General features: G+C 71.1%; 6 protein-coding genes. 4 read left to right on the top strand and 2 right to left on the bottom strand.

Annotated features, from left to right (window positions below):
• Positions 1-140 precede the first annotated feature (140 nt).
• The 3 genes from ACFU53_RS19670 to ACFU53_RS19680 are packed head-to-tail and all read left to right on the top strand — an operon-like array spanning position 141 to position 2,568.
• A complete protein-coding gene (locus tag ACFU53_RS19670) occupies positions 141-812 on the top strand; it encodes a DUF4097 family beta strand repeat-containing protein (RefSeq protein ID WP_383993637.1) in 672 nt (223 codons plus the stop codon).
• A 26-nt stretch (positions 813-838) separates the two neighbouring features.
• A complete protein-coding gene (locus tag ACFU53_RS19675; protein WP_383993640.1) occupies positions 839-1,786 on the top strand; it encodes an ATP-binding cassette domain-containing protein in 948 nt (315 codons plus the stop codon).
• Entirely contained in the window at positions 1,783-2,568 is a 786-nt protein-coding gene (locus ACFU53_RS19680) for an ABC transporter permease (protein WP_383993643.1), read from the top strand. Before ACFU53_RS19675 ends, ACFU53_RS19680 begins: the two co-directional genes overlap by 4 nt.
• Positions 2,569-2,794: 226 nt before the next feature.
• Here ACFU53_RS19680 and ACFU53_RS19685 read toward each other — a convergent pair whose 3' ends face one another.
• Positions 2,795-3,880 (bottom strand): LacI family DNA-binding transcriptional regulator, encoded by a 1,086-nt coding sequence (locus ACFU53_RS19685; protein WP_383993646.1) that lies wholly within the window; start codon positions 3,878-3,880, stop codon positions 2,795-2,797.
• A 115-nt stretch (positions 3,881-3,995) separates the two neighbouring features.
• A complete protein-coding gene (gene mmuM, locus ACFU53_RS19690; protein ID WP_383993648.1) occupies positions 3,996-4,964 on the bottom strand; it encodes a homocysteine S-methyltransferase in 969 nt (322 codons plus the stop codon).
• A gap of 138 nt (positions 4,965-5,102) precedes the next feature.
• Between mmuM and ACFU53_RS19695 the strand changes: the two genes are divergently transcribed.
• A complete protein-coding gene (locus ACFU53_RS19695) occupies positions 5,103-6,560 on the top strand; it encodes an amino acid permease (RefSeq protein ID WP_383993651.1) in 1,458 nt (485 codons plus the stop codon).
• The last annotated feature ends 50 nt before the right edge of the window (positions 6,561-6,610 follow it).

The following is a 6,610-nucleotide window of genomic DNA, read 5'->3' on the forward strand; positions in this document are numbered from 1 at the left end:
CGTTATGCGTCAGGCCGTTGCAACGATTTCTCGTGTTTCACCTGCAGGAATACTGATTACGCGCAACGAGTTCATTGCGGAACATGTGAATGCAACGTAGCTTTTCCATCGTTCGAAACAACGAGTCGAAGGAGAGCACGATGCAGAAGTTCGCCACCCCCGCCCCGATCTCCGCCGTCCTGAACATCCCCGCCGGACGCGTGCAGCTCATCGCCGCGGACCGGGCCGACACCACCGTCGAGGTCCGGCCCGCCAACGCCGCCAAGGCCCGCGACGTCAAGGCCGCCGAGCAGACCACGGTCGACTACCGCGACGGGGTTCTGCGGATCGAGGCCCCGGAGGCCAAGAACGAACTCTTCGGACCCTCCGGAACCCTGGAGGTGACTGTCCGACTGCCGTCCGGCTCCCGGGTCGAGGCGAAGGCGGCCGCCGCCGAGTTCCGCGGCGTCGGACGGCTGGGCGATGTCGCCATCGACGGCGCGCACGGGCAGGTCAAGCTCGACGAGGCCGCGAGCGCCCGCCTGACCCTCCTGGCCGGCGACGCCTCGGTCGGCCGCCTGGGTGGCCCCGCCGAAATCACCAGCGGCAAGGGCGACCTGCGCATCACCGAGGCCGTGCGCGGCACCGTCACCCTGCGCACCGGGCACGGCGAGATCTCCATCGGCGCCGCTGCCGGGGCCTCGGCCTCCTTGGACGCCGGCACCTCCTACGGCCGGGTCCACAACTCGCTTCTGAACACCGAGGGCGCCGCCGCTCAACTCGACATCCACGCGACCACCGGCTACGGCGACATCACCGCCCGCAGCCTCTGACAACCACCGGAAGGGGAGCACCCACCATGACGAACCTGGCCATCGCGGCGAACGGGCTGCGCAAGTCCTATGGCGAGAAGACCGTCCTCGACGGCGTCGACCTGTCCGTTCCCGAGGGAACGATCTTCTCCCTGCTCGGCCCGAACGGCGCCGGCAAGACCACCGCCGTCAAGATCCTCTCCACGCTCATCACCCCCGACGCCGGCGAGATCCGCATCGGCGGCCACGACCGCCCCCAGGCGATCCGCTCCGTGATCGGTGTCACCGGGCAGTTCTCCGCCGTCGACGGCCTGATCACCGGCGAGGAGAACATGCTCCTCATGGCCGACCTGCACCACCTCTCCCGCAGCGACGGCCGCCGCACAGCCGCCGAACTGCTGGAGCGCTTCGACCTGGTCGAGGCCGCGAAGAAGCCCGCCTCCACCTACTCGGGCGGCATGAAACGCCGCCTCGACATCGCCATGACCCTGGTCGGCAACCCGCGGATCATCTTCCTCGACGAACCCACCACCGGCCTCGACCCCCGTTCCCGCCACAACATGTGGCAGATCATCCGCGAACTCGTCACCGGCGGCGTCACCGTCTTCCTCACCACCCAGTACCTGGAGGAGGCCGACGAACTCGCCGACCGCATCGCGGTGTTGAACGACGGCAGGATCGCCGCCGAGGGGAGCGCCGAGGAGCTCAAGCGGCTCATCCCGGGCGGGCACGTCCGCCTCCGGTTCACCGACCCGGCCGCCTACCGCTCCGCCGCCTCCGCACTGCGCGAGGTCACCCGGGACGACGAGGCCCTCGCCCTGCAGATCCCCAGCGGCGGCAGCCAGCGCGAACTACGCGTCGTACTCGATCAGTTGGACACGGCCGGCATCGAGGCCGACGAACTCACCGTGCACACCCCCGACCTCGACGACGTGTTCTTCGCCCTGACCGGCCCGGTCAACGTCCCCAACCAGCCCAAGGAGACCGTCCGATGAGCACCTTCTCCCTCGCCGTCCGTGATTCGTCCACGATGCTGCGCCGCAACCTCCTGCACGCGCGCCGCTACCCCTCCCTCACGCTGAACCTGCTACTGACCCCGATCATGCTGCTGTTGCTCTTCGTCTACATCTTCGGCGACGTGATGAGCGCGGGCATCGGCGGCAGCGACCGCTCCGACTACATCGCCTACATCGTCCCGGGCATCCTGATGATGACCATCGGCGGCACCGTCGTCGGGACCGCGGTGTCCGTCTCCACCGATATGAACGAGGGCATCATCGCCCGCTTCCGCACGATGGCGATCCACCGTGGCTCCGTCCTCATCGGGCACGTCGTCGGCAGCGTGCTGCAGTGCGTCGCCAGCGTGGTTCTCGTCGGCGCCGTCGGCGTGGCCATCGGCTTCCGCTCCACCGATGCCACGGTCCTGGAGTGGCTGGCGGCGTTCGGGCTGCTCGCGCTGTTCTCCCTCGCCCTCACCTGGATCGCGGTCGGCATGGGCCTGTCCAGCCCGAACGCCGAGGCGGCCGCCAACAGCGCACAGCCGCTGATCCTCCTGCCGCTCATCTCCAGCGCCTTCATCCCCTCCGACACGATGCCGGGCTGGTTCCAGCCGATCGCCGAGTACCAGCCGTTCACCCCGGCCATCGAAACCCTGCGCGGACTCCTCCTCGGCACCGAGATCGGCCACAACGGATGGCTCGCCATCGCCTGGTGCCTCGGCCTCGCCGTCCTCGGCTACTTCTGGTCGGCCTCCAAGTTCAACAACGACCCCAAGTAACCGCCATGACAACGCGGGCCCCGACCCGCAGCCCCGTCCCACCCCGGGGCGGCGTACACCGACACCACGTCGGCGTACGCCGCTCCGTTCGTATGCGGGCCCGGCACAGACACCGAAGTGCCACACCCCGAGCCGTCCAAGGGGCGCGGGGTCGTGTAAATATGCGGCTCCGCCGCGTGGGCGAGACCAGCCACAACGCACCCGCACCCGCACCCGGCAACACACCTCACCGGGCAGACGAGGAACCGCCCCCCACCATCCCCACCGAAGCACGCACCACCACATGCGTCCCCAACAACAAATGCTCGTCGGGCGACGCATCGCGCCCCCGCCCCCGCTCCAACGCCGTCCGCACCGCAAGCCGCCCCAACTCCTCGTACGGCACCCGCACAGTCGTCAGCGGCGGACACAGATCCCGCGCGAACGGGATGTCGTCGTACCCCACCAGGGACACGTCCCCCGGCACGGCCACCCCCGCCTCGTGCAGCGCGGTGAGCGCCCCCGCCGCCACCATGTCGGTCGCCGCCATCACCGCCGTGAAGTCCAGCCGTTCATCCAGGGCCCGTCGCATCAGCCGGTATCCGGAGTCGCGCGTGAAGTCCCCGGCCAGCCGCAGCGCGGGATCCGCCTCGACACCCCGCGCACGATGGGCCGCCAGATACCCCCGTTCACGCCCCTGCGCGGTGGTGTGCTCCGGCTTGCCGCCGAGGAAGAGGATCCGTCGGTGGCCCTGGGACAGGACATGCCCGCACAGGGCGTACGCGCCGCCCTCGTTGTCGTACTCGATGACGGTGACCGGCGCGCCGGGGTCCAGCGGCGGCCGTCCGCACAGCACGAGCCGTGATCCGGCGGCCGCCAGCGCGTCGGCGACCCGGGCGGTGCGCGACCGGTACTCGGGGGTGTCCGCGCCGCCGCCGACCAGGATGACCGCGGCGGCCCGCTGCGCCCGCATCGTCTCGATGAAGTCCAGCTCGTGTGCCGCGTCACCGTCGGTGCTGCACACCAGGCAGAGATGCCCGAGCCGGGTCGCCTCACGCTCCACACCGTGCGCCATCAGCGCGAACGAAGGCCCGGTGATGTCGTCGAGGACGAACCCGAGGGTGGGCGTGCCGACGCCGGCGATCGCCTTGGCACGGGCGTCGGCGACGTAGTCCAGTTCGCGGACGGCCCGCAACACCTGCGTGCGGGTCGCCGCGCTCACCGGGTAGACCCCGCCGAGCACCCGCGACACCGTCGCCGCCGAGACCCCGGCGCGCGCGGCGACGTCCCGGATCGTGCTGCGGCCCCCGCCGTCGGCGTTCTTCCTCGTCATGCCCCGCCCCACCCAGCCTCTCGGCAACACCTCGGTAACCGGTTTCCCCGGAACGGAGGCTAGCAGCGGGGGAGCGGCGGATACGCCGTCTCCGTCAGGCCGGCGTCTTCGTACGTCAGCCCAGCGTCTTCGCGATCGCCGAGATCGCCTCGGGGCCCACCCGGCAGCATCCGCCGATCAGCCGGGCCCCGGCCGCCCGCCATCCCTCCACCTGTGCGGTGGTGAACGTCGACCGCCCGGTCCAGGCCCGCGCCGACGCGTCCCAGGTCTCGCCGCTGTTCGGATACACGACGACCGGTTTGCCGGTGACCCGCACGGCCGTCTCGATCGCGCCGTCCACATCGTCGGGCGAGCAGCAGTTCACGCCCACGGCGACGACCTCCTCGGCGTCGGCGGCCGGCGCGAAGGCCTCCTCCAGCGGCTGCCCGGCGCGGGTGCGGTCGCCGGCGACGGTGTACGACAGCCAGGCGGGCACGTCCAGACCGCGGATCGCCCGCAGCAGCGCCTCGGCCTCGTCGGTGTCCGGGATCGTCTCCAGGGCCAGTACGTCGGGGTGGGTGGCGGCCAGCGCCTCGAGGCGGGGCCGGTGGAACCGTTCCAACTCGGCCACGCTCAGCCCGTACCGGCCGCGGTACTCGGAGCCGTCCGCGAGCATGGCCCCGTACGGGCCGACCGAGGCGGCCACCAGCAGCGGACGCGTGATGCCCTTCGCCTTGGCCTCCACCGCCGCGTCCACGGCCAACTCGACACTCAGGGACATGAGTTCGGCCGCCCGCTCGCGCCGGATCCGGCGTTTGGCGAAGCCCTCGAAGGTGGCCTGGTAGCTGGAGGTGATCGCCACGTTCGCGCCCGCCTCGTAGTAGGCGAGATGGGCCTCGGTGATCGCCTCCGGCCGCTCGGCGAGCAGGCGTGCCGACCACAGCTCGTCGCTCAGGTCGTGCCCGGCCGATTCGAGCTGGTTGGACATACCGCCGTCGAGGACGAGCACCTCGGCGGCGAGCACCTCGGCGGCGAGGGCCGCGGCGAAGGGGCCGACGGGAGGACCGGGGATGTGGGGGAAGCTGCCGGGTGTGTTGCTGGTCATGCCGACGACGGTAGTCGAGCCGCCGAGGCGGGCACACCCGATTGTGTCCAGTGCATGAACAGATTGACCACCATGTGGAACGCGGCGGTACGATCACGCCCTCCCCGTCCCCACCCCGCCCCATCCCCGGGAACCGCCATGACCACCACCAGCACCCCCGAGGCCACCGAGCCCGAACCGACCCCGGCCACGGAATCCGGGACCACCCCGGCGACCGAGCCCGGCACGAGCGCGGCCGCCCCGGGCCGCAGGTTCGGCCTCGCCGCGGCCACCGCCCTCGTCACGGGCAACATCATCGGCGGCGGCATCTTCACCCTGCCCGCCGCCGTCGCCCCGTACGGCACCGTCAGCCTGCTCGCCTTCGTCATCCTGTCCGTGGCCGCCGTACTGCTGGCGCTGCTCTTCGGAAAGCTGGCCAGGCGCAGTCCGGTCACCGGCGGCCTCTACGTCTACCCGCGCGACGCCTTCGGGCCCTTCGCGGGCTTCCTGTCGGCCTGGTCGTACTGGACGATGTGCTGGGTCAGCATCGCCGCGCTCGCAGTCGGAGTCGTCGGCTACGTCGACGTGCTGATACCCCTGGGCGACAGCAAGGTCGTCCTTGCCCTGGTCGCCCTGGCCGCCCTGTGGGTGCCGGCCGCCGCGAACTTCGCGGGCACCCGCTATGTCGGCGCCGTGCAGATCGTCTCCACGGTCCTGAAGTTCGTGCCACTGCTGCTGGTCGCCACCATCGGCCTGTTCTTCATCGACACCGACAACTACGGCCCCTTCAACGCCTCCGGCGAGAGCACCCCCGGCGCGATCGCCGCCGCTGCCGCGCTTCTCCTCTACAGCTTCCTGGGCGTCGAGTCGGCCGCCGTCAGTGCCGGCGAGGTCCGCGACCCGGAGCGCAACGTGGGCCGCGCCAGCGTCCTCGGTACGCTCGCCTCCGCGCTCGTCTACATCCTCGGCACGGTCGCCGTGTTCGGTTTGGTCCCGCACAAGGAACTCGTCGACTCCGGGGCGCCCTTCGCCGACGCGGTCAACTCGATCGCCGGCGGCAGCTGGGGCGGGACGGTGATCTCGCTGGTCGCCGTCGCCTCGATCGTCGGCTGCCTCAACGGCTGGGTCCTGCTCAGCGCCCAGATGCCGTACGCCGCCGCCCGCGACGGCCTCTTCCCGAAGCCCTTCGCCCGCGTCGGCAAGGGCGGCGTCCCCGGCTTCGGCGTCCTCGCCACCGCCGTCCTCGGCACGCTCCTCATCGTTGTGAACTACGCGGACGACCCGGACACCGCCTTCCGCGTCCTGGTCCTCATCACCACGTTCACCGGCTGTGTCCCGTACCTGCTCTCCGCCGCCGCCCAGCTCTACTGGCTGGCGCGCGGCACCCGCGAGCGCGTCCGCCCGGCCGGCCTGGTCCGCGACCTCATCGTCGCCGCCCTCTCCTTCGCCTTCTCCTTCTGGCTGATCGCCGGCGCCGGCTACGCGGCCGTCTACCAGGGCGTCCTGTTCCTCTTCGCCGGCATCCCGGTGTACGTGTGGCTGCGCGGCCGGCAGGAACAGCCGGGAGAGGCAGGCACCGAGGTCGAGGCCGAACCCAAGGCCGACGTCATCGCCTAGCGACGACCGGAGTCCCGCATAGGGGCGGGCGGCCGCTGACCCCCGTACAG

Source organism: Streptomyces sp. NPDC057474, assembly GCF_042802555.1.
GTDB lineage: Bacteria > Actinomycetota > Actinomycetes > Streptomycetales > Streptomycetaceae > Streptomyces.